Origin of the sequence: Natrinema zhouii, from assembly GCF_013456555.2 — an archaeon.
In the GTDB taxonomy this organism is placed as follows: Archaea; Halobacteriota; Halobacteria; order Halobacteriales; family Natrialbaceae; genus Natrinema; species Natrinema zhouii.
Map to the genome: position 1 here is coordinate 224,819 of NZ_CP059154.1, position 20,244 is coordinate 245,062.

Consider the following 20,244-nt stretch of genomic DNA (forward strand, 5'->3'; position numbering starts at 1 on the left):
CCTAGCCGTGAATGCCCATCGCTTCGATCTGCTCCTGGTACCGGTTCCGGATCGTCACCTCGGTCACCTGTGCGACGTCGGCGACCTCGCGTTGGGTCTTCTTCTCGTTGCAAAGCAGCGACGCGGCGTAGATCGCGGCCGCGGCGTAGCCCGTTGGTGACTTGCCTGAAAGCAGTCCTTTCTCGGCCGTCTTCTCGATGATCTCGTTGGCCTTGGTCTGGACCTCTTCGGATAGTTCGAGTTCAGAACAGAAGCGCGGGACGTACTTTTTCGGGTCGACGGGTCGCATCTCGAGGCCGAGTTCCTGCGAGATGTATCGATACGTGCGACCGATTTCTTTGCGTTCGACGCGTGAGACTTCCGAGATTTCTTCGAGGCTTCGCGGAATTCCCTCCTTGCGACAGGCGGCGTACAGCGCCGACGTCGCGACGCCCTCGATCGAGCGCCCGCGGATGAGGTCTTCTTTGAGCGCGCGTCGATAGATGACCGACGCGACCTCGCGGACCGAGCGTGGCACACCGAGTGCAGAGGCCATCCGGTCGATCTCGCTGAGCGCGAACTGGAGATTCCGCTCGCCGGCGTCTTTGGTTCGAATGCGTTCCTGCCACTTGCGCAGCCGGTGCATCTGGCTGCGCTTTTTCGAAGAAATCGAGCGGCCGTAGGCGTCCTTATCTTTCCAGTCGATCGTCGTCGTCAGCCCCTTGTCGTGCATCGTCTGGGTCGTCGGCGCGCCGACGCGGGACTTTTCCTGCCGTTCCTGGTGATTGAACGCCCGCCACTCCGGGCCGGGGTCGATCTGTTCCTCCTCCACGACGAGCCCACAGTCTTCGCAGATGAGCTCTCCCCGGTCGGAGTCCTTGACGAGATTGTCCGATTCACACTCGGGGCAGGCACGTACCCCCTCTTGATCCTCGGTCTCGTCCGTCTCGCGCGTTCGCTCCCGCTGGCGGGTGGACCGTGTCATCGCACTTTTATAGTAGTCTCAGTATGGTATATAAATGTTTGGTCCGCTATTTCGACCGTCGGCCCGTATTGCTTGAAAACGGCACAGACAAGCGTTCACTCCTCACTTTTACGATACGGAACCGGAAAGTCTTTATCCGACTCTGGCCGATCACGGACACGAATGCCGGTCATCGAGTGCGACGTCGAGGCAGCTCGCGAACGACTCGAGGAGGCGGGCGTCACCGTCGACTCGGGAAACACTGACCACGAGCGCTGGCGGGCGAGCCGCGGCGGCGCGACGGCCGTCGCCTACGATAATAAGGTCGTGATTCAGGGGTCGGACCCGCGAGATATCGAGGCGTTGCTCCGCGAGGGCGGCGGGCGCGCCCACGTCTATTTCGACGGTGGCTCCCGCGGGAACCCGGGTCCCGCCGCGATCGGCTGGGTGATCGTCACCGGCGACGGAATCGTCGCCGAAGACGGCGAGACGATCGGAACGGCTACGAACAACCAGGCCGAGTACGAGGCGCTGATCGCGGCGCTCGAGGCCGCGAACGATTACGAGTACGACGAGGTTCACATCCGCGGCGATTCGGAACTCATCGTCAAGCAGGTCCGCGGCGAGTACGACACCAACAACCCGGAACTCCGCGAGAAGCGCGTCACCGTCCACGAACTGCTGCAATCGTTCGACGAGTGGACTCTCGAATACGTCCCTCGAGAGGCCAACGACCGCGCGGACGGCCTCGTGAACGAGGCGCTGGATCAGGCCTAGGGTCACTCAATTCAGGGCGGATACGTTTCATTCTGGACCAACCATCCGGCGTGCGGTGGCGCGCGCTGTGGCGCGGTGAACTGCGAGGCCTGAACGAAGTGAAGGCCTCGATGGTGTGAGCGGTGACCGCAGGGAGCCGCGAACCACCGGTGAGCCGCGGCCCGAAGCTGCGCGAGGGATGAGCGAGTGCAACGAGCGAATCGGCTGGGGAGGGCGTGGCGAGTCCCTGTTGCCACGATAGCAGGACACTTCTCCTCACGATCCCCAGCAGAACCTACTGCACCATTCACTACTCGATCGTATTCGCGCCATATCGGAGCTGAATCAGCAAGGGGAAAACCGCTCGAGTGCGTACGCCCTCCTATGACCGATCCGAACGCAGTCGAGGCCGACGGCGAGGACAACCAACAGGACGGGGACGGTGCCGACAACCTGAAAGACACGGACCTTCCGAGAGAGGTCGTCGATGAAGTCGAACGACTGACCCGACTCGAGCGCACCGCGGTCGACGAAAACGAGGTCGAGGCCTACGAAACCCGGTCCGAGGAACTGCTCGACGAGCACGACTTCACGTCCCGCATCCGCGACGATGACGGCGACGATGTCCTGGTCCTCCATCCCGAGGAGTGGCACGAGGACGGCGTCATCAGGACCGACTGTATCGAGGACATCGACCGCGCAGTGGAGATTCTGCTCGAGGGGACCGGGGATCCGGACGACTGGGAGTCCGTCGACGAGCACAACCGAGACCTCGTCGCGGCGGTCAGGGAGGATCACGGCGACGTCCACGGCGACAATGCGGCGATGCTGGCCGATTTCGCGGGCAATCACTACGCGAAGCCGATCGAGTCACTGACGAGCGACGAGCTCGCGGAGTTCCGGCGGGAGTACGTCGTCAGGAACACCTGGCCAACCGAAAAACAGCAAAATGTGCTCGAGGACTCGATCGAACTGATCCTCGAGACTGCTGGGTCGGTCCCAGACTCCGAGCGTTAGTAGCTGTTCTCGACGATGTCGCTGATCTCGTCGGCGCGGTCGTCACCGGTGACGACCTTCGAGAGGGTCCACTGGATGCCGTCGAGGACGGCGTCGTAGCCGTCGTCGGTCAGCGAGTACTGGTTCGTTCGTTTGTCGAGTTCGCTCTTCTCGACGAGGCCCAGGTCGACGAGCTCGTCGAGGTTCGGGTAGAGTCGTCCGTGATTTACTTCCGTCCCGTAGTAATCCTCGAGCTCTCGCTTGATCGCAAGACCGTACATTGGCTCCTTCGCGAGGATGACGAGGATGTTGTTCTGGAAGGCGGTGAGTTCGCGTGCAATACTCTGTTCGCCGGTGATTGATTGTGCCTCTGACATACGTGTGCAAATGTCACCAGACTATTTAAGACTTGTCAACTAACCCTTCGTATCAGCCGGTTGTACAACCCGTTTCCGGCCGCTACAGTGCCGGGCACCGGTGGATGTGCCCGATTCGTGTCTCTTGTAGATCTGGCAACCGTCGCATAGTTAGTGACACTCGATTACGAAAGTACTTTTTGATCGACCGTCGACTCTCCGGTACATGGTCAACCTCTGGGAAGACCTCGAAACTGGACCGAATCCGCCAGAAGAGATCTACGCCGTCGTGGAGTGTCTCAAGGGCGAGCGAAACAAATACGAGTACGACAAGGACGTCCCGGGCGTCGTTCTCGACCGCGTACTGCACAGCAACGTCCACTATCCGAGTGACTACGGCTTCATCCCGCAGTCGTACTACGACGACGAGGATCCCTTCGACGTGCTCGTGCTCGTCGAGGATGCGACGTTCCCCGGCTGCATTATCGAAGCCCGTCCCGTCGCGCTCATGAAGATGGACGACGACGGCGAACAGGACGACAAGGTCATCGCCGTTCCGAGCGAGGATCCGCGCTACGATCACATCGAGGACCTGGACGACATCCCACAGCAGGAACTCGACGAGATCGACGAGTTCTTCTCGAGCTACAAGAACCTGGAGGAGGGCAAGGAAGTCGAAACGCAGGGTTGGGAGGACAAACAGGCCGCCTACGACGCGATCGAACACGCCCAGGATCTCTACGACGAGAACTTCTAGAGCCGAACTGTCGACTGCAGTGCGATCGGCGGTGCGGTCCGTTTTCCCGTCTCGGCACCACGTCGATTCTCGAGAGTTATCTTCGACCGACCGGGACATGCATTATGAGCATGAGTAATTTTATCCCCGCTCCCGCCGTAGTTCTCCTTGTATGGCAGCATCCGATTCCGCCTCACAGGCGTCATCGTCGGCCGACGACGCAGCCGAGTCCGCTGCAGGCATGGCCCACCCCACTGTCGTCCCGACCAACTTCGATCCCGATGACTCGAGCGGACGCAGCGCGGAGTGATCCACGCACACGTAGCGCGTAACAACACTGACGAGCTGTCGGTCCCCGTCGTCCCGGATGGGTGACCACTGCGTTCACGACGACTGTCCGGCGGTGTCGCGACTGTCGTGTCAGTCATTCGCAAAACTCTGTCCCGAAACGAACCTTCTTGTATCCGGTTGAACTACGTCCGTTCATGGGTCTGTTCGATCGACTGCGGGGCGACGGCGACCCCCGAGTCGCGTTTATTGGGGTCGACGGCGTGCCGTATAGTCTCCTCTCGGAGAACGAGGAACTGTTCCCGAACTTCGCTGCGATCGCCGACGACGGGACCGCCGAGGAAATCTCGAGCATCGTTCCGCCGGAATCCAGCGCCTGCTGGCCGTCGCTGACGACCGGGATGAACCCCGGTGAGACGGGCGTCTACGGCTTTCAGGACCGAGAAGTCGGCACCTACGACACCTACGTCCCGATGGGTCGGGACGTCCAGGCCACCCGCGTCTGGGACCGCGTTCAGGAGAGCGGCCGCAAGGCGACGGTGATGAACGTTCCCGTCACCTTCCCGCCCCAGCGCGACGTCCAGCGGATGGTCTCGGGCTTCCTCTCGCCGGGCCTCGACAAGGCAGCCTACCCCGACGACGTCCGCGACTACCTCGAGACGCTGGACTACCGGATCGACGTCAATCCGAAACTCGGCCATCAGGACGACAAGTCCGAGTTTATCGAGGACGCTCACGCGACGATCGACGCGCAGTACGAGGCCTTCCAGCACTACATCGAGGAGGACGACTGGGACCTCTTCTTCGGCGTCTTCATGACGACCGACCGAGTCAACCACTTCCTCTTCAAGGACTACGAGCGAGACGGCGAGTACAAGGAGGAGTTCATCGAGTTCTATCAGAAGGTCGACGACTACATCGGCCGCCTACGCGACTCGCTGCCGGAGGACGTCACCCTGATCGTCGCCTCCGACCACGGCTTTACCAGCCTCGACTACGAGGTCCACTTCAACGAGTGGCTCATAGAGGAGGGCTGGCTCTCCTTCGGAACCGACGACCCCGAGGAACTGAGCGACATTTCCGACGACGCGAAGGCGTACTCGTTCATCCCCGGGCGCTTCTACATCAACCTCGAGGGTCGCGAACCCCGCGGGGCCGTTCCCGAGTCCGAGTACGACGCGGTCCGGGACGAGCTCAAGGCCGACCTCGAGGCGCTCGAGGGGCCCGACGGTAACAAAGTGGTCGACCGTGTCGTCGAGAAGGAGGAGGCCTTCCGCGGCGATCACGACGACATCGCACCCGATCTGGTCGCGATCCCGAACAACGGCTTCGACCTCAAGTCCGGCTTCAAGGCCGACTCCGAGATATTCGCCACCGGGCCGCGCGACGGGATGCACAGCTTCGACGATACGTCGCTGTACATCGATCGCCCGGACGCGACGATCGAGGACGCCGACCTGTTCGACATTACGCCGACGATTCTCGATCTGATGGAGGTCGAGTACAGCCGCGGCGATTTCGACGGCGCGAGTCTGATCTGAAGCGGCGACCGGTTCGACTCTGAGCGGCGATCGGTTCGACCAGCGGCACTTATTTATTCGGTGACAGTAATGCGATACGATGAACGATTCCGCTATCGTCGCAAGCTGTCTCGCCGGTGCGATCGTACTCGCCGGCATCGTCAGTGCTCTCACGGAGAGTCCGGCTGTTCTCGGGCTGACGGCAGTCGGAATCGCGATCTATCTGGCCGTCGGCGTTGGAATGCCCCAGTACGTGCTGTCGCGTCGAAGCGGCTCGTCCCTCCAGCTCGGGCTGGCCGCGTTCGCAGTCATCGGCGCGGTGATTGCGACTGCCGTCGAAATCGCGACGGGGTCTCTGCACGAGGAGTCCGGCATCGGACTCGTTTCGATCCTGCTCGTCGTCCTCCTCGGCAATGCGATCGGTGCCGGGGCCCGCGAATTCCGAGCGGGGTATCGCTCGGAATCGTAGCACCGTCACTCGAGGCTCGAGCCAGGACGAAACGCGACCCGCGACCGTTCCACAGCGCCGCTGTGCCGATCCGATTCGATCCCGTTTTCCGGCCGGCAACGAACCGCTCTCCATGGACGAGGTCATTCACGCTCGCGGCCACGAGAACGTCAGCGCCGAGCACGCGAGCACCTTCGAGGTGACGACCGACGACTATCTCACTCCGGCGGGCGACTGCATCCTCGCGATCGATGCCGATCGCGCGCCGGCGGACTTCGACCCCGAATTCGTCGCGGCCTGCCGAGACGCCGGCGCGACGATCACGGTCACCGTCGAGGCCGACGGCCACACGGCGTCCGTGACGGGACGCGGCGATCCGGCCCTCGAGTTCACGAGCGAGCGCAGCGCGGTCGGTCGGACGAGCGACTACGTCGACGATCGAACGATCGTGCTCGGAGCCGAGTTCGCCGCTGAGGGGTTCGACCGCGACCTCGTCGCAGCACTGGCCGACGGGGCCGAAGCGACGGTGACGATTTCCGTCGAGTGATCTCGGTCGCAGTACGGAACCGGTGGACTCGAGTCGGAACCGTCCGTCGCGGTTTTGGTCGCTGAGTCCGAACGGACGGCTATGAGCGACGATCCGGAGCCGACCATGAACATCAGCGGCGGCAGGGAAGGCGGTGGCGCGGCCGCTGAATTCGATCCCGCGACGGCTGACACTCGAGCGGAACGCGTCGTCGATCGGCTGGGCGAGCTATATTGGCAAAAGACCTACGGCGGACAGGACGCCTTCACCTGCCTCGTCCGGACGATTCTGAGCCAGAACACCAGCGACAAGGCGAGTCAGCCGGCCCACGACGCGCTGCTCGAGCGGTATGGCGGGAACAATGTGGATCTCGCCGGATCGCTCGCAAGCGCCGAGCAATCGATTCTCGCCGAAACGATCAGCGGTGCGGGGCTGTACAATCAAAAGTCTGAGACGCTCATTGACACCGCGGAGTGGGTCCTCGAGGAGTTCGGCTCCGCCGCGGCGTTCGACGCCTTCGTCAAGGACGAGGATCCCGAAACGGTTCGCGAGACGCTGCTCGAGGTCCGCGGCATCGGCCCGAAGACCGCCGACTGCGTCCTGCTGTTCGCGGGCGGTCGAGGCGGCGTTTTCCCCGTCGACACGCACGTCCACCGGATCTATCGGCGCATGGGGATCGCCCCGCCGAACGCGGACCACGAGGGGGTTCGGGCCGTCCTCGAGCGCGACGTGCCCGCGGCCAAGTGCGGGTTCGGCCACACGGCGACGATCCAGTTCGGTCGCGAGTACTGCACAGCGCGGAAACCGGCGTGTCTCGAGGATCCTGACGCCTGTCCGATGGCCGATATCTGCGATCAGGTTGGGGTCTACCCCGCGACGGATGAAGTCATCGACCCAGCCGAGACGCTCGAGTGACCGACTGACGGTCGAGTACGACGGTCCTGCGTTCGATAGCGTTCGAAGCCGTGCGTCGACGGCCAGTCACTGACTTTATACAACGCTGGTTGGAGAACTGAATCAATGGTTGCCTTCACGGAAGCGGAACGGGACGCGGTGTACAAGACGATCTACGCCCGGCGCGATATCCGGCGGTTTCGCAACGAACCAGTTCCGGACGAAATCCTCGAGCGACTGATTCGGGCCGCACACCACGCCCCGAGCGTCGGCTTTTCGCAACCGTGGGACCTCGTCGTCGTCAGCGACGACGGGACGAAATCTGCGATCGCCGAGATCGCGGCGCGCGCCATCGCAGCCGCCCGCGAGGGCTACGAGGAACCGGAGAAAAGCGAGTTCGCCGCGCTGAAACTCGAGGGGATCCGCGAGTCTCCGGTCAACGTCTGCGTGACCTGCGATCCGACCCGCGGCGCGCCCCACGTGTTGGGTCGCAGTTCGATGAGACAGACCGACGTGTACTCGACCTGTCTCGCGGTGCAGAACCTCTGGCTGGCCGCTCGAGCGGAGGGGGTCGGCGTGGGCTGGGTGAGCGTCCTCTACCCACACGAGGTTCGGGAGACCCTCGGAATTCCACCGCACGTTAAGCCGGTCGCGTACCTCTGTCTGGGCTATCCCGAGGACGGCTTCCCCGAGGAGCCGGTCCTCCAGCAGGAGGGCTGGCGCGATCGGCTCGAGGTGGAACCGCTCGTCCACGAGGAACGATGGGAGGACGAGCGGACCACCGACGACGGATAGGAGAGGACACTACTCAAGCCGTCACCTGCGTATCCCGGACGAACGTTTTTTCGCGTTGTTTTCGTACTGCCCGCAAGCGGTTGCTCCCGGCCGCCCACCACGATGGACGAGACACTTCGTCGTTCGCTCTACGATTTCGGCACGCTCGTCAAGATCTACGCCTTCTTACCGGCGCTCTCGACCGTCGTCGCGATCGCGTGGGGCGAGTTCTACGCGATTCCCGCCTTCCTGCTGACCGCCAGACTGGCGGCCGGGTTCGGCCTCGGTTTCGAGACCGTGTTCGACGCCCCGGAGGACGCGAACAGCATGTCCTCGGGCGTCATCACCGTTGCCGTCGGCTGGTTCGTCGCCGGCCTCCTGAGCGCCGTGCCGCTGTTGCTGGTTGCCTGGACGGTTCGGCTCCAGCCGCCGCTGGTCGCCGTCCCCGGAATGACGGGCTCGCTAGAGACGTTCCTCGCGCCGATCGACGCGGTTTTCGAGGGGATGAGCGGCGTCACGGGGACGGGATTCAGCATGGCGACCGATCCGGGTGAGCTACCGCGAAGCCTGCAGTGGTGGCGTTCGCTCGTCCAGTGGATCGGCGGCATCGGTGTTATCGTGCTCGCGGCGGCGTTCGTCAGCAGCGAGGAGAGCGATTCGTTTTCGGCCATTCACGGGAACATGGCACCCACGGAGGCGATTCGCTCGACGACTGCCGGGACGGCTGCGGCGCTGTGGTGGCTGCTCGCCCTGTTGACCGTCGCGAGCGCGCTCTTGCTCTGGCTCGTCGGAATGACGCCCTGGGCCGCGCTCAACCACGCGATGACTGGCGTCACGACCGGCGGGTTCACGATTACCGGCTCGAGTATCGAGTCCTACGACGACCCGATGATCGAACTCGCGTTGTTGCCCGTCATGATCGTCGGCGCGGTGTCGTTCAGACTCCTCTTTTTCCTCTTTCGTGGCGATCTCGACAAGGTCCGGGGAGACGCCAGACGACGTGGCTATTCGGCGCGCTCGGACTCGGAGCGGTCACGGCCGTCGGCTCGCTCGTCGTCACGGCCTCGTATCCGGACACCACTGCGGCGATCCGCTACGGCGCCTTCCAGCTGGTCTCGGGGCTGACCTGTACCGGGTTCCAGACCGATACCGGACTCGGCAACTCGTGGGCGGCCCCGGGATTGCTGGTCGTCACGCTGTCGATGATCGTCGGCGGCACGGCCGGCTCGACCGCCGGTGGCGTGAAGATCGTCCGCGTCCGCCGGATCCTGCTCGACGCATCCGAGCACGGTATGAGCGTCTACGAACCCAGCGACTCGAGTGCAGACACCGCTGGCGGTGCCTCGGCCGAGTTCGATACCGCCGCCGTCATTGCCGTGCTCTGGTTCGTCATGCTCTTCGTGACGAGTCTCGTCGCCCTGCTCGTCCTCCCTGCCGAGTACACGACCGCGAACGTCCTCTTCGAGGTCGCAAGCGTCCAGGGGAACGTCGGACTGAGTTCCGGAATCGTCGACGCGACCAACCCGACTTCGTTCAAGGTCGCGTTCGTTCTCGCGATGTGGATCGGTCGCCTCGAGATCATCCCCGTGCTCGTCACGGCCACACTCCTGTCCGAGGAGGTGTTCTGAGTGGTCGATTTCGAGCCGTTCCTCGAATCGCCGTTCGAGGAGGCCTCGAACGTCTCCTTCGAGGCGCTGCTCCTGTTCGGCATCGGACTGCTCGTAGCGGTGGCCGTTCTCGGCAGGTCGCCGGCGACGATGGCTGCCGTAGTCGTCTATCTCTGCTTGATTCCGGGCTACGTCGGCTACCGCGGCTGGATCTGGGACCGAGAAACGGCGACGACCGACGACCAGAGCGAGACGGACGATGAATCCAATATAAACGACGAGGACGTATCAGACACCTGATTCACCACTCCATTCCATCTCTTTGGTCTCGCTCGATCGATCCATCTGCGTCGGCCGACTCGAGTGCGCGCCTCGATCAGGAGGCGCGCGCTCGAGTCACGGGGAAGGGCAGGTCACCTGGCGCGGCGCGCAGATCTGCGCGCCGCGTTGCGGACCTGGCGGCCTGCGGAAATCGAAGATTTCCGGGCGACCGGAGCGCCGCAGGCGCTCCGGTAGAATTGAAAAGGGCGAGCGATCGCTGCCAAGCGATCGCGTGGGAGCTCAAAAATCGCTTCGCGATTTTTGGCTTCTCGAAAACGCTTCGCGTTTTCGGAGACTTTCAGAGGAAGCGGAAGGTCTCGAGGTTCTTCGGCGCGAAGGTGCGCATGTCGTAGTCGTGGTAGAGCGCCGAGGAGAGATCCTGCGTGGAGCGCTCGTCGCCGTGTACACAGAGTACCTTCTCGGGGCGCGGATTCATCGTTTTGACGAAGTTCTCGAGGCCGGCGCGGTCGGCGTGGCCGGAGAAGCCGTCGACGGTTTCGACGCCCATGTTCAGCGAGAGGGTGCCGCGACCGTCGCCGCCGCCCATAGCGCCGACTTCGCTGGTCGGAATCTCGTCCCAGCCGTTCTGGATGCGTCGGCCGAGGGTTCCCTGGGCCTGGTAGCCGACGAAGACGAGCGTCGAGTCCGGGTCGGGGCCGAGATGGCCGAGCCAGGACATAATCGGGCCACCGGTGACCATCCCGGAGGTCGAGAGGATGATGCAGGGTTCGCCGTCGGCGACCTCCTGACGTTCCTCCTCGCCGGCGTCGATGTGGTTGAACTGCTCGGCGAGGAACGGGTTCTCGTCCTCGTGGAAGATGCGGTCTCGCAGGTCGTCTCGGAGATACTCGGGGTAGGTGGTGTGGATCGCCGTCGCCTCCCAGATCATCCCGTCGAGGTGGACCGGCATCTCGGGGATGTCGCCGCTGCGCATCGCCTCCTCGAGGACGAGCATGATCTCCTGGGATCGACCGACCGCGAAGGCCGGAATAACGACCTTTCCGTCCTTTTCGTAGGTCTCCTTGATGACCTCCTTGAGGGTCCGCTCGGAGTCGGCCTGATCGGTCTGGTAGTCGTTACGACCGCCGTAGGTCGACTCGAGGACGAGCGTCTCGACCCGCGGAAAGTCGTTGACAGCGCCGTTGAACAGGCGGGTATCGTCGTAGTGAATGTCGCCCGAGAAGGCGACGTTGTAGAGGCCGTCACCGATGTGGAAGTGCGAGACGGCCGAGCCGAGAATGTGCCCGGCGTTGTGGAAGGTGAGTTTGACGTCCGGCGCGATGTCGGTGACGTCGCCGTACTCGAGGGGAATGCAGTGTTTGATGGCCTCGCGGACCTGTTCGCTCTCGTAGGGCGGGCTTCGGCCTTCCTTAGCCGCGACGTCGAGGTAGTCGAGCGTCAGCAGCCCCATCAGATCCCGCGTGGGCTCGGTACAGTAAATCGGGCCGTCGTAGCCGTACTTGAACAGCAGCGGAATCAGCGCGGAGTGGTCGAGGTGGGCGTGTGTGAGGACGACCGCGTCGATGGTCTGTGGCCCCGCTCCGAGTGCTTCGGGCGCGTGGAGATATGGTACTTCGCCCTCCGCACCGGGTTTGTCGCCGCAGTCGACGAGAATCCGTGTCTCGGGCGTCGAGAGAATGAACGACGCGCGGCCGACCTCGCGACAGCAGCCCAGCGTCGTGATGCGGACGTACTCGTCGTCGGACATCTCCTCGCGGTGGATCTGTCGGCCGACCTTCTCGAGGATATCGCGGCGGTCGTCGCGTTCCTGTTTCAGAAAGCTACGGACGTTCGAGACGGTCGAGGATTCGATCGGCGGCGTGCGGACGACTTCGGGCGTCCAGCCGACGGTCTTCGTTATTTCGCGGAGCGTCGACCCGTGACGGCCGATGACCATACCGGGCTTTTCGGCCTCGATGACGACTTCGCCGGTGTCGGCATGAAAGTCGAGATCGGTGACCCCTGCGTCCTCGGGGACGACGTTCATGATCTCCTCGCGCGCCTGTTCGGGTCGCGAGAGAACGCTGGGATCCGGCCGGACGGTGATCCGCTTGCGTAGCTTGCTCGCGAGCTGCCGAATGAGGTCTCCCTGCTGGGCGAACTTCTTCGGGTCGCGCGTATAGACCACCAGTTCTGGGCCTTCGTATTTCACCGAGGAGACCGAGATATCGCTCGGTAACTCGCTCGTGATCTGTGCCTCGAGATCGTCGAGTTGCTGCTCTACAGTGCTCATAGGTCGCCAATGTGGCTTGCGTGAACTCGCCGTCCGGGATCGAGTGCGCCGCCGGATGGGGCAGAATTGATAGGAGACCAGCGACGGATTGCAGTGTCGTGACGACCGTTGACCGGTGGCCGCCACGACATATGTGAGCGTTGTCCGAACGGGACAACGTAGCTCACACTCCGTCTCGTCTCCCGAATCATTGTATCCAACTCCATACCTGATGAAGACGCCCCCGGATCGGTTATCCTGGTACGTGCGGGACAATTCCAGGGAGAACCCGCTTACTCGAGGCTATTCTTTGCGTAGTATAAAAGCCTTCGCAAAACATGACCACAGCGGCAGTATACCGTCGGCAGCCAGTTACTGAACGCCCCACTGTGTCGTGATCACAACGCAGTCACATTCAGAGCGTGGTATGGTTCCATCGCACTCGTCGACGGCGCAGTTGTGACCGATGGTACAGCGTTTTGGTGACCGGTACCGTCTTCTCCGGTATCCCATCCCATGCACATCACGCCTGCTCGAGTCCGTGAGGAACGAAACTGGGTCGTCGACCGCGCCGATCGGATCGTCCCGCTCATCAACGACGTCCGCGCCGACCTCGGCGAGGTCTTCGGGACCGACGTGGACGCAGTAACAGCAGACCAGTATCGCGAGGAAGTCGACGCCGTCTTCGCCGACGGCGATCTGGCCGTCAACGTCGCCGTTCTGGTCGCAATCCTCAGAGACCTCGACGTGGAAAACGATTATCCAGGGTTCGTCGTCGATGAACTCCTCGGGCGGGAACTGGCTGCGACGATCGCCGGCAACCAGCCACTGCGGACGCTCGGCGAAGCGACCTTCCACTACGCCGATATCCAGGTCCACGGCGACGCGAGCGAGAACGCCGGTATCGACGATTGCGAGGCGGCGCTCGCTGCCGGCTTTCAGGAGCGACTCCCGGGCTGGAACTGGACCGAACGCGAGAGTCCGTTCGCTCTCGAGCGATAATTCAGGGGAAGGAGTAGCCGACTGTTGGCCGGTGGTCGAGTTACTCGGCCGTCTCGTTGCCGGAGTCGGGAGACTCGTTACCGGAACCGATCGTCTCATTACCGGAACCGGATTCGTCGGTCACGTTGCCGGAGTCGGAACCGTTCGTCTCGTTGCCCTCCTGTGCTTGCTGCTGTTCTTCGACTATCGCCTGTTGTTGCTCCTGGCGCTGCTGTTGCTGAACGAATAGTTCGTACTGCTCACCGGGATAGATGCCGCCGACGGCGCCGTTTTGAAGGGCATCCATGATCTCATCGTCGGGCCCCGTAACGCGGAGCAGTCCGTACTTCGGCTCCGACTCCTCGACCGAAATGTCGTTCTCGCCGGCCGATTCCTCGAACGACGTCGTGGCTTCTTTCGTCAATTCGCGTCGTCTCTCCTCGAACTCCTGGGCCGCCTCCTGATCGCTGAGATTGCCGTCGTCGATATCGGCTTGGATCTCTTCCTCGAGACTGGTCAGCTTCTCCCGGTCCGGCGTGACCGATAGCGTGACCGCGTTCGTCTCCTCGTCGTTCGACTGCCCCATCGAATCGAGTTGCGAACAGCCCGCGAGCGATGCGGCGACGCCGGTACCGGACAGTGCGAGGAACCCGCGACGGGTCGATAGGTTCGACATCGTATCGTGCGCGGGGACGAACGTGGATATACCTTCTGCGTTGGGCGGATTCGAGCCCGCCGAATCGCCGCGAATCCGCCCGACAGCGGGGTCCTTTTATCCGTCCCGGCGCTAGTACGGCCAGTGACGGACCCAGAGCACGCTCACCGAACGGAAACCCTCCAGGGGCCGACGCCGACGGCGGCCCGCGACGTGATCGCCCGCGGGATCGATCGCGACGCCATCGTGACCGTCTACGGGCGGTGTACCGTCGATTACGACGGCCGGGCGACGAGTTACCTCGAGGCGGGGGATCGCCACGTCATGCTCAAACCCGACGGCGCGGCGCTGGTCCACACCGACGAGGGCCAGCAGCCGGTCAACTGGCAGCCGCCGGGCTGTGCCCACGACGTGTCCTGTGCGGACGGGACGCTCGTCCTCGAGAGTCTCCGGTCGACGCCGGATGAACGGCTGTGTGTCAGGTTTCAGGAGGTGCTGCAGGTATCCGCGTTCTCGGGTACGGACGAGAACGAGCTCGCGCTCGTCGGGACCGAGGAGGATCTCCGCCAGCGGATCCTCGAGGACCCCGACCTACTCGAGACGGGGTTTACGCCGCTTGCGACCGAGCGGGACACGCCGGCCGGTGCGGTCGACATCTACGGCGAGGACTCGACTGGCCGAGCGGTCGTGGTCGAACTGAAGCGCCGCCGCGTCGGCCCCGACGCGGTGAGCCAGCTCCGGCGCTACGTCGACGCCCTCGAGCGCGATTTACACGCCGATGCGGCCGTTCGCGGGATACTGGTCGCCCCGTCGGTGACCGATCGCGCCCAGCGGCTCCTGACGGACCACGGCCTCGAGTTCGTCTCGCTCGAGCCGCCGGCCGAGTGATTTCGTTGCAACGCTGGGTCGAGTCCCGCTGCTCCGTCAGGCCGGATACGTTCCCTCGAGTTGCGCCCGTTCGATGACGTGACCGTCAATCGCCGACCCGAGGTCGTCCGCGCCGGCGTCGGGTCCGAGTTCGAGCGTCGTATCCAGCGCGAACAGTTTGAATCGGTAGGTGTGCTCTCTGTCCGGCGGATTCGGGCCGCCGTAGCCGGTCTCGCCGAAGTCGTTCGTCCCTTCTGTCGCGTCGTCCGGTGACCAGCCTGCCGAAATCGTCGTCGTCTCCGGCGGAATATTCCAGACGAGCCAGTGCTCCCACACTTTCCCGGCAGGCTCTTTCGCGTCGGGGTCGTCCACGATCAGCGCGAGCGAGTCGGCGTCGTCCGGAACGCCGTCGATCTCGAGGGGCGGGTTGACGTTGTCTTTCGTGTAGCCGTACTCCTCGGGGATTCGATCGCCGTGGTCGAACTCCGGGCTCTCGAGTGTGAGGTCTCCCATGTCGATCAGCTCCTTCGTGTAACGCCAGCGTTGGCCGTTCACCACCGGAATAGAAGAACCTTACAGCTCCTCGGGATGACGACAGTACCACCGGGGTTGTTGCAATCGAATTGGTTCCGGTCAGCGCAGATGTTACCGGCGAACAGTGAATATTATGATTCCCAGCACCAGCAGCCCGATTCCCCACATCCACGACTGCCCCGGAAGATACGATAGCAGTAGCGTGACGATGCCCGAGGTGATGAGCGACCACCCGATCGTTGTTCGATATGTCATGAATACCACGACAGCAGCGGGATAGTTGTGTATTGTGCTGGTCACTGCAGCCCGACAATGCACCAAACCAATGTCATTTTTCAGATCGGGTACACACTATTCGAGTATGGAGAACGATCCGAGGATCCGACGATATCGGCCGGAAGACGGCGATCAGGTCCGTGAACTGCACGAAACAGCCATGCGAGATGCGGGGGTCTACGTCGACACCGCTTCGGATACCGATCTCGAGCGAGTTTTCGAGACGTACGTTGACGGTGATGGGGAGTTCCTCGTCAGCGAACTAGACGGAAGTATCGTCGCGATGGGTGGGTTTCGTCCAGTGGAAGAGACGGACTACATCGCGAAGATCGTTCCCGACCTGATGGATGGCGCAGTCGAACTCACTCGAATGCGCGTCGACCCCGACTATCAGCGACGAGGATACGGTCGACGGATCTACGAGGAACTCGAGTGGCGCGCTCGATTACAGGCCACTCCCCAGATCGTACTCGACACGATGGCGAAACAAACCGCAGCGCGTCGACTCTACGAGGCACAGGGCTTCGAAGAAGTCCACCGCGAACGGATCGAGGGGTTCGACGATCCTTTCGAACTCCTCGTCTACCGGAAGCCGCTGGTCGACGACGGCTGAGGAAAGCGCCAGCCTCACTCCTCAAGCAACTGCTTCAGCCGATCGAGTTCCGTCAGCGCCTCGACGGGGGTGAGGTGTGCGAGGTCGAGCGCGCGGAGTTCTGCGGCTACGTCGGTCGGTACGTCGCCCCCATCTGCAGTAGCCGTCGACGCCGATCCGTCGTCCGGCTCGAGCGCCGTATCCTCGACCGTCTCGGCATCCGCGTCGGCGTCGGCGCCCGCCTCGAGTTCGCTGTCGTCCGCGTCCGCAACCAGATTCCGCGCGCGGTCGACGACGGAGCCGGGGACGCCGGCCGCGGTCGCGACCTCGACGCCATAGGAGCCCGTCGCCGCGCCGGGCGCGATTTCGTGGTGGAAGACGACCTCGCCGTCTACCTGATCGACCTCGAAGTGCAGCGTGAACGCGGCCTTGAGGTCGTCCGCGAGTTCGGTCAGCGGGTGGTGGTGGGTCGCGAAGAGGGTCGTCGCGCCGACCGCGTCGTGGAGGTGCTCGGTGATCGCCTGCGCGATGGCCGTCCCGTCGGCCGTCGAGGTGCCACGTCCGACTTCGTCCAGCAGGACGAGCGAGTGCTCGTCGGCTTCCCGCAGGATCGTCGCGAGTTCGTCCATCTCGACCATGAACGTCGATCGCCCGCCGGCGATGTCGTCGCTGGCACCGACGCGGGTGAAGATCCGGTCGACCGGCGTGATCCGGGCCGCGCTGGCGGGGACGAAGCTCCCGACCTGAGCCAACAGGACGATCTGCGCCACCTGACGCATGTAGGTCGATTTTCCGGACATATTCGGCCCCGTGATTACCGCCAGCCGCCGATCACGCTCGAATCGGGCGTCGTTCGGGACGAACGATTCCTGCGTGCGCTCGACGACGGGATGGCGACCGCCCTCGATCTCGAGGGTCTGGCTCCCATCGCGCTCGACGATCTCCGGCCGGCAGTAGTCGTACTGGGCCGCAGCGCTCGAGAGGGAGACGAGCGCGTCCAGCGTCGCGAGCGCCTCGGCGAGGTCCTGAACGCGTTCGACTTCATCCGCGATTTCCCGGCGGACCTCGCAGAACAGTTCGTACTCGCGCTCGTCCGCGCGCTCTTCCGCGCCGACGATCTGATCCTCGCGCTCCTTGAGCTCCGGCGTGACGAACCGCTCGGAGTTCTTGAGGGTCTGGCGGCGCTGGTAGTCGTCCGGTACCGACTCGAGGTTCGGGTTCGTCACCTCGATGTAGTAGCCGTGGACCGAGTTGTAGCCGACCTTCAGCGAGCCGACCCCCGTCCGCTCGCGTTCGCGCTCCTCGAGGTCGTCGATCCACTGTTTGCCGTCGCGGGCGGTCCCGCGCAGTTCGTCCAGATCGTCGTCGTACCCCTCGGCGATGATGTCGCCCTCGGTGATCTCGATCGGCGGCTCCGAGACGATCGCGTCCTCGATCAACTCGCGGACGTCCGTCAGCGGATCGAGCGCGGCGTGGAGCCGCCGGAGGCGGTCGCAGTCGGCATCGGCGAGTCCCTCGCGAACGTCGGGCACCACGGCGAGGGTGTCCCGCAGCGAGCGCAGGTCTCTGGCGTTCGCTCGCTCGCGGGAGATCCGTCCGATCAGTCGCTCGAGGTCGTATACCTCGCGCAGCCGGTCGTGCAGCCGCTCGCGCGTCTGGACCGCGCTCGTGAGTTCCTCGACGGCGTCCAGCCGCGCCTCGATCCGATCGGGCTCGAGCAGCGGCCGCCGGAGCCAGTCTCTCAGTTTCCGGCCGCCGAGCGCGCTGGCGGTCTCGTCGAGCACACCGATGAGCGTCGCGTCCTCCTGGCCGTGGACGGCCCGGGGTTCGAAGAGCTCGAGGCTCCGCAGGGCGACGGCGTCGAGCAGCAGGTACTCCCGCGGATCGTACCGCGTGAGGTGGGTGATGTACTCGAGGTGTGCGTCGTCGGCCTCGGTGTCGATTCCGTCGTCGTTCGTCTCGGCGTCGGCTTCGCCCGTGTCGGCTTCGTCGTCCGTCTCACCGCGCTCGCCCTCGTGTGTGCCGCCGCGAACGTACTCCGCGTAGGAGAGTAACGCGCCGCAGGCCCTGATTTCGGCGTCGCTCGCGAGCAAGGCGTCGGGGTTCCGGAAGTACGTCGCGAGTTTCTCACCCGCGCGGTCGCGGTCGAACGCCACCTCGTCGTACGGCGTGACCATACAATCCGTCGGGAAGACATCGGTGGGTGCCTCCGGTCCGACGACGGCCTCCGCGGGAGCGAATCGGCTCACCTCGTCCGCGACGGACTCCCTCGAGGTGGAACTCGTCGCGAGGAAATCGCCCGTGGAGACGTCGAGCAAGGCGAGCGCGAGTTCGCCGTCGCCGCTGCCGGAGTCGGATGCATCCCCGCGGGCAATCGCGGCCACGAAGTTGTTGTCGTCGCTCGCGAGCAGTTCGTCCTCGGTGAGCGTCCCCGGCGTAATAACCCGGGTGACGGCTCGCTCGACGACACCCGACGTCTCGCCGGGCTCTTCGACCTGATCGGCCACCGCGACTCGATAGCCCGCCTCGAGCAGCTCCTCGATGTACGACTCGGCGTTATCGATCGGGATACCGGCCATCGGGTACTCGCCGGTGTTGTCCTCGCGGCTGGTCAGGGCGATCTCGAGCAGGCGCGCGGTGCGTTCGGCCGCGCCGCAAAACGTCTCGTAGAAGTCCCCCACCTGGAAGAGGACGATCGCGTCGTCGTAGCGCGCACAGAGGTCGTGATACTGCGCCATCATGGGCGTCAGCTCGTCGCGCTTTGTGGCCATCGCCTCGGGCGGGCCAAGCGCCGGATCCATACCCGAATTCGGCCGCCCGACGCGGAAATACCTTGCTGGATTGGGCGCGTTCCGCACTCGAGAGCCTAGCTATCAGTTTCATGATTGTAACGAAATGGGAAACGGTAGTACGATCTGTCGTCCCTAGTCTCACGACAGCTATGGAGTCGGATTCGGATCAGTCGGTCACTCGAGGTCCGACGCCGCCGTCTCGAAGTACAGTTCGGCGTGGTTCGCACAGCTTGGATTGAAGGAAGCGTCGCAGGCCGGACACCTGTACTCGGCCTCGAGGTAGTCGGGAACGGTGAGTTCGGTCCCGCAGTCGCCACACAGCACGGACGGCTCGTCGAACCGGGCTCGAGGCCACGGCACGGCCTCGTGATCCGTCATTTCTTCGTGGCAGCGAAAACAGGGATAGTAGCGCTCGCAGCAGGCGAATTTGAATGCGACCACGTCGCGGTCCGTGTCGTAGTGGGCACACCGGGTTTCCGGACCGACCTCGACGCCGTGGACCGTGTGGCCTCCGATCGATTGCACGAGTGACTCGACGGCTAGGGCATGCTTCGGTTTTGTGGTTGGATGGGACCTCGATAACGAGTATTGTCGAGTCCGTTTAGGAGGGGAGAGATCAGGCTATGACCGAGCGGTAAGTACAGGTAGTGCTATTATCGGAGCACCCCTCGGTATCTCTGAATACTGTCAAAAACCTCGTGCTGCATACAGAGGGTGTATTCAGCAGAGTACGTATATTACCGGTCAGATTTTGTGAAGGGCTCAAGTGGAGCTGATTGGGTGGAGAGATGTGTATCCGTGAACCCGGACTCGAACTTGAGACCATAGCCGAATACTCGATCAGCGCCGATATGTCCAGCCCAAATTAGTGCGATGAGAAGAGCTATTCGGCTATCTGCCCAGAAACCGAAGGCACCGAGTACGAGCGGTAGTGTGTACGTGTGCACGATATTGTAGCTCAGACTTCCGAATCGCGGGCCTGCAAGATACCCGATCATGGACAAGTCAGGGGACAGCGCCAGAACTACCAGCATCCAAATTGGCCCGTCAAGCGTGAAATAGCTCCCCAACGCGATCCCCAGTGCGGCCAATCCTTCGATACGTAAGAGTGTCCGTGGCTCCATATGGGTCATCTTCTATCAGGGACGTGAAAAATATAGCAGGTCAATT

General features: G+C 63.3%; 24 protein-coding genes. 15 read left to right on the top strand and 9 right to left on the bottom strand.

Annotated elements, in window-relative coordinates; translation table 11 throughout:
- Position 1: 1 nt before the first annotated feature.
- Positions 2 to 964 carry a transcription initiation factor IIB gene (locus tag HYG81_RS19910; protein WP_180841450.1) on the bottom strand — a complete coding sequence of 321 codons (963 nt, stop codon included), beginning with the start codon at positions 962 to 964 and terminating at the stop codon, positions 2 to 4.
- Positions 965 to 1,126: 162 nt separating this feature from the next.
- Here HYG81_RS19910 and rnhA point away from each other — a divergent pair, with 162 nt between their 5' ends.
- Positions 1,127 to 1,720: a ribonuclease HI gene (gene rnhA, locus HYG81_RS19915; RefSeq protein ID WP_180841451.1), complete on the top strand. Its 594-nt coding sequence runs from the start codon at positions 1,127 to 1,129 to the stop codon at positions 1,718 to 1,720.
- Between the two features lie 363 nt (positions 1,721 to 2,083).
- Positions 2,084 to 2,716 carry a DUF7108 family protein gene (locus HYG81_RS19920; protein ID WP_180841452.1) on the top strand — a complete coding sequence of 211 codons (633 nt, stop codon included), beginning with the start codon at positions 2,084 to 2,086 and terminating at the stop codon, positions 2,714 to 2,716.
- On the opposite strand, the gene HYG81_RS19925 is transcribed toward HYG81_RS19920, so the two are convergent.
- The gene (locus tag HYG81_RS19925; protein WP_180841453.1) at positions 2,713 to 3,072 is read right to left on the bottom strand and encodes a PadR family transcriptional regulator; all 360 of its coding nucleotides are present in this window, start codon (positions 3,070 to 3,072) and stop codon (positions 2,713 to 2,715) included. The two genes, HYG81_RS19920 and HYG81_RS19925, sit on opposite strands and share 4 nt — an antisense overlap.
- 205 nt (positions 3,073 to 3,277) lie before the next feature.
- Here HYG81_RS19925 and HYG81_RS19930 point away from each other — a divergent pair, with 205 nt between their 5' ends.
- The 10 genes from HYG81_RS19930 (at position 3,278) to HYG81_RS19975 (ending at position 10,144) form a co-directional block, all read left to right on the top strand.
- Positions 3,278 to 3,808, top strand: coding sequence for an inorganic diphosphatase (locus tag HYG81_RS19930; RefSeq protein WP_180841454.1), 531 nt, complete (start codon positions 3,278 to 3,280; stop codon positions 3,806 to 3,808).
- 151 nt (positions 3,809 to 3,959) lie between these two features.
- Complete coding sequence (locus HYG81_RS19935; RefSeq protein WP_180841455.1) at positions 3,960 to 4,097, top strand: hypothetical protein; 138 nt, start codon at positions 3,960 to 3,962, stop codon at positions 4,095 to 4,097.
- A 175-nt stretch (positions 4,098 to 4,272) separates the two neighbouring features.
- Positions 4,273 to 5,616 carry an alkaline phosphatase family protein gene (locus tag HYG81_RS19940; protein ID WP_180841456.1) on the top strand — a complete coding sequence of 448 codons (1,344 nt, stop codon included), beginning with the start codon at positions 4,273 to 4,275 and terminating at the stop codon, positions 5,614 to 5,616.
- Positions 5,617 to 5,695: 79 nt separating this feature from the next.
- Complete coding sequence (locus HYG81_RS19945; RefSeq protein WP_180841457.1) at positions 5,696 to 6,064, top strand: hypothetical protein; 369 nt, start codon at positions 5,696 to 5,698, stop codon at positions 6,062 to 6,064.
- Between the two features lie 112 nt (positions 6,065 to 6,176).
- Positions 6,177 to 6,590 (top strand): DUF371 domain-containing protein, encoded by a 414-nt coding sequence (locus HYG81_RS19950; RefSeq protein ID WP_180841458.1) that lies wholly within the window; start codon positions 6,177 to 6,179, stop codon positions 6,588 to 6,590.
- 81 nt (positions 6,591 to 6,671) lie between these two features.
- On the top strand, positions 6,672 to 7,484 hold the full coding sequence (locus HYG81_RS19955; RefSeq protein ID WP_180841459.1) for an endonuclease III domain-containing protein: 813 nt from the start codon (positions 6,672 to 6,674) through the stop codon (positions 7,482 to 7,484).
- 105 nt (positions 7,485 to 7,589) lie between these two features.
- Positions 7,590 to 8,258 (top strand): 5,6-dimethylbenzimidazole synthase, encoded by a 669-nt coding sequence (gene bluB / locus HYG81_RS19960; RefSeq protein ID WP_180841460.1) that lies wholly within the window; start codon positions 7,590 to 7,592, stop codon positions 8,256 to 8,258.
- A gap of 102 nt (positions 8,259 to 8,360) precedes the next feature.
- Positions 8,361 to 9,362 (top strand): potassium transporter TrkG, encoded by a 1,002-nt coding sequence (locus HYG81_RS19965; protein WP_226375993.1) that lies wholly within the window; start codon positions 8,361 to 8,363, stop codon positions 9,360 to 9,362.
- Positions 9,326 to 9,865, top strand: a complete 540-nt coding sequence (locus HYG81_RS19970; RefSeq protein WP_226376058.1) for a potassium transporter TrkG — start codon at positions 9,326 to 9,328, stop codon at positions 9,863 to 9,865. Before HYG81_RS19965 ends, HYG81_RS19970 begins: the two co-directional genes overlap by 37 nt.
- The gene (locus HYG81_RS19975) at positions 9,866 to 10,144 is read left to right on the top strand and encodes a hypothetical protein (RefSeq protein WP_180841462.1); all 279 of its coding nucleotides are present in this window, start codon (positions 9,866 to 9,868) and stop codon (positions 10,142 to 10,144) included. It begins immediately after the preceding gene.
- A 319-nt stretch (positions 10,145 to 10,463) separates the two neighbouring features.
- Here the strand turns inward: HYG81_RS19975 and HYG81_RS19980 are convergent, their stop codons facing one another.
- Positions 10,464 to 12,398 (bottom strand): beta-CASP ribonuclease aCPSF1, encoded by a 1,935-nt coding sequence (locus HYG81_RS19980; protein ID WP_180841463.1) that lies wholly within the window; start codon positions 12,396 to 12,398, stop codon positions 10,464 to 10,466.
- Positions 12,399 to 12,893: 495 nt separating this feature from the next.
- On the opposite strand from HYG81_RS19980, the gene HYG81_RS19985 reads away from it, so the two are divergent.
- The gene (locus HYG81_RS19985) at positions 12,894 to 13,379 is read left to right on the top strand and encodes a DUF7984 family protein (RefSeq protein WP_180841464.1); all 486 of its coding nucleotides are present in this window, start codon (positions 12,894 to 12,896) and stop codon (positions 13,377 to 13,379) included.
- 40 nt (positions 13,380 to 13,419) lie between these two features.
- On the opposite strand, the gene HYG81_RS19990 is transcribed toward HYG81_RS19985, so the two are convergent.
- The gene (locus HYG81_RS19990) at positions 13,420 to 14,034 is read right to left on the bottom strand and encodes a hypothetical protein (protein WP_180841465.1); all 615 of its coding nucleotides are present in this window, start codon (positions 14,032 to 14,034) and stop codon (positions 13,420 to 13,422) included.
- 123 nt (positions 14,035 to 14,157) lie between these two features.
- Between HYG81_RS19990 and nucS the strand changes: the two genes are divergently transcribed.
- Complete coding sequence (nucS, locus tag HYG81_RS19995) at positions 14,158 to 14,901, top strand: endonuclease NucS (RefSeq protein WP_180841466.1); 744 nt, start codon at positions 14,158 to 14,160, stop codon at positions 14,899 to 14,901.
- A gap of 36 nt (positions 14,902 to 14,937) precedes the next feature.
- On the opposite strand, the gene HYG81_RS20000 is transcribed toward nucS, so the two are convergent.
- Complete coding sequence (locus tag HYG81_RS20000; RefSeq protein WP_180841467.1) at positions 14,938 to 15,393, bottom strand: YbhB/YbcL family Raf kinase inhibitor-like protein; 456 nt, start codon at positions 15,391 to 15,393, stop codon at positions 14,938 to 14,940.
- 132 nt (positions 15,394 to 15,525) lie between these two features.
- Positions 15,526 to 15,669 (bottom strand): hypothetical protein, encoded by a 144-nt coding sequence (locus tag HYG81_RS20005; RefSeq protein WP_180841468.1) that lies wholly within the window; start codon positions 15,667 to 15,669, stop codon positions 15,526 to 15,528.
- Between the two features lie 106 nt (positions 15,670 to 15,775).
- Between HYG81_RS20005 and HYG81_RS20010 the strand changes: the two genes are divergently transcribed.
- On the top strand, positions 15,776 to 16,303 hold the full coding sequence (locus tag HYG81_RS20010; RefSeq protein WP_180841469.1) for a GNAT family N-acetyltransferase: 528 nt from the start codon (positions 15,776 to 15,778) through the stop codon (positions 16,301 to 16,303).
- A gap of 14 nt (positions 16,304 to 16,317) precedes the next feature.
- Here HYG81_RS20010 and mutS read toward each other — a convergent pair whose 3' ends face one another.
- The 3 genes from mutS to HYG81_RS45680 all read right to left on the bottom strand — a co-directional run bounded on the left by mutS (position 16,318) and on the right by HYG81_RS45680 (position 20,207).
- A complete protein-coding gene (mutS, locus tag HYG81_RS20015) occupies positions 16,318 to 19,083 on the bottom strand; it encodes a DNA mismatch repair protein MutS (RefSeq protein ID WP_180841470.1) in 2,766 nt (921 codons plus the stop codon).
- 165 nt (positions 19,084 to 19,248) lie between these two features.
- A complete protein-coding gene (locus HYG81_RS20020) occupies positions 19,249 to 19,599 on the bottom strand; it encodes a CHY zinc finger protein (protein WP_180841471.1) in 351 nt (116 codons plus the stop codon).
- 212 nt (positions 19,600 to 19,811) lie between these two features.
- Positions 19,812 to 20,207, bottom strand: coding sequence for a DUF4260 domain-containing protein (locus tag HYG81_RS45680; RefSeq protein ID WP_345779638.1), 396 nt, complete (start codon positions 20,205 to 20,207; stop codon positions 19,812 to 19,814).
- Positions 20,208 to 20,244: the final 37 nt, after the last annotated feature.

Bases quoted from the DNA above. Each gene is read 5' to 3' on its own strand.
- HYG81_RS19910 (WP_180841450.1), bottom strand. From the start codon at position 964: ATGACACGGTCCACCCGCCAGCGGGAGCGAACGCGCGAGACGGACGAG.
- rnhA (WP_180841451.1), top strand. From the start codon at position 1,127: ATGCCGGTCATCGAGTGCGACGTCGAGGCAGCTCGCGAACGACTCGAG.
- HYG81_RS19920 (WP_180841452.1), top strand. From the start codon at position 2,084: ATGACCGATCCGAACGCAGTCGAGGCCGACGGCGAGGACAACCAACAG.
- HYG81_RS19925 (WP_180841453.1), bottom strand. From the start codon at position 3,072: ATGTCAGAGGCACAATCAATCACCGGCGAACAGAGTATTGCACGCGAA.
- HYG81_RS19930 (WP_180841454.1), top strand. From the start codon at position 3,278: ATGGTCAACCTCTGGGAAGACCTCGAAACTGGACCGAATCCGCCAGAA.
- HYG81_RS19935 (WP_180841455.1), top strand. From the start codon at position 3,960: ATGGCAGCATCCGATTCCGCCTCACAGGCGTCATCGTCGGCCGACGAC.
- HYG81_RS19940 (WP_180841456.1), top strand. From the start codon at position 4,273: ATGGGTCTGTTCGATCGACTGCGGGGCGACGGCGACCCCCGAGTCGCG.
- HYG81_RS19945 (WP_180841457.1), top strand. From the start codon at position 5,696: ATGAACGATTCCGCTATCGTCGCAAGCTGTCTCGCCGGTGCGATCGTA.
- HYG81_RS19950 (WP_180841458.1), top strand. From the start codon at position 6,177: ATGGACGAGGTCATTCACGCTCGCGGCCACGAGAACGTCAGCGCCGAG.
- HYG81_RS19955 (WP_180841459.1), top strand. From the start codon at position 6,672: ATGAGCGACGATCCGGAGCCGACCATGAACATCAGCGGCGGCAGGGAA.
- bluB (WP_180841460.1), top strand. From the start codon at position 7,590: ATGGTTGCCTTCACGGAAGCGGAACGGGACGCGGTGTACAAGACGATC.
- HYG81_RS19965 (WP_226375993.1), top strand. From the start codon at position 8,361: ATGGACGAGACACTTCGTCGTTCGCTCTACGATTTCGGCACGCTCGTC.
- HYG81_RS19980 (WP_180841463.1), bottom strand. From the start codon at position 12,398: ATGAGCACTGTAGAGCAGCAACTCGACGATCTCGAGGCACAGATCACG.
- HYG81_RS19985 (WP_180841464.1), top strand. From the start codon at position 12,894: ATGCACATCACGCCTGCTCGAGTCCGTGAGGAACGAAACTGGGTCGTC.
- HYG81_RS19990 (WP_180841465.1), bottom strand. From the start codon at position 14,034: ATGTCGAACCTATCGACCCGTCGCGGGTTCCTCGCACTGTCCGGTACC.
- HYG81_RS20000 (WP_180841467.1), bottom strand. From the start codon at position 15,393: ATGGGAGACCTCACACTCGAGAGCCCGGAGTTCGACCACGGCGATCGA.
- HYG81_RS20005 (WP_180841468.1), bottom strand. From the start codon at position 15,669: ATGACATATCGAACAACGATCGGGTGGTCGCTCATCACCTCGGGCATC.
- HYG81_RS20010 (WP_180841469.1), top strand. From the start codon at position 15,776: ATGGAGAACGATCCGAGGATCCGACGATATCGGCCGGAAGACGGCGAT.
- mutS (WP_180841470.1), bottom strand. From the start codon at position 19,083: ATGGATCCGGCGCTTGGCCCGCCCGAGGCGATGGCCACAAAGCGCGAC.
- HYG81_RS45680 (WP_345779638.1), bottom strand. From the start codon at position 20,207: ATGACCCATATGGAGCCACGGACACTCTTACGTATCGAAGGATTGGCC.